Source organism: Halomonas marinisediminis (genome assembly GCF_004347715.1).
In the GTDB taxonomy this organism is placed as follows: Bacteria; Pseudomonadota; Gammaproteobacteria; order Pseudomonadales; family Halomonadaceae; genus Halomonas; species Halomonas icarae.
This window is the reverse complement of the sequence record NZ_SLTR01000078.1, coordinates 1-368: the sequence shown is the minus strand read 5'-3', so window position 1 is coordinate 368 and position 368 is coordinate 1. Positions and strand designations below refer to the sequence as shown.

At 73.6% G+C, this 368-nt stretch carries 1 protein-coding gene; it reads left to right on the top strand.

Going from position 1 to position 368, the window contains the following annotated elements:
* Positions 1 to 86: 86 nt before the first annotated feature.
* The coding region (locus E0702_RS15880) for a hypothetical protein (protein WP_205741960.1) at positions 87 to 368 on the top strand (282 nt) is incomplete at its 3' end.

Genomic DNA, 368 nt, shown 5'->3' with positions numbered 1-368 from the left:
CGGAACTGCCCAGCAGTTCCGACGCCCTGTTGCACCGCTCGGGCCGCACGGGCCGGGCCGGGCGCAAGGGCGTCAGCGCGGTGATCGTGCCGGTGAAATTCCGCAAGAAGGCCGAGCGGCTGCTGAAATGGGCCAAGGTCACCCCCGACTGGGTCAGCCCGCCCAGCGCCGAGGATGTCCGCGCCCAGGATGCCGCCCGCCTGCTGGAGGATCCCGCCTGGGAGACCCCCGTGGCCGAGGGCGAGGCCGAGATGGTCGCGCGCCTGGTGGAGGCGTTCAGCCCGGAGCAGCTGGCCGCAGCCGTCCTGCGCGCCGGATCCGCCCAACGCTCCGCCCCCGAGGAAATCAGCGCGGGCGACATGACCCCC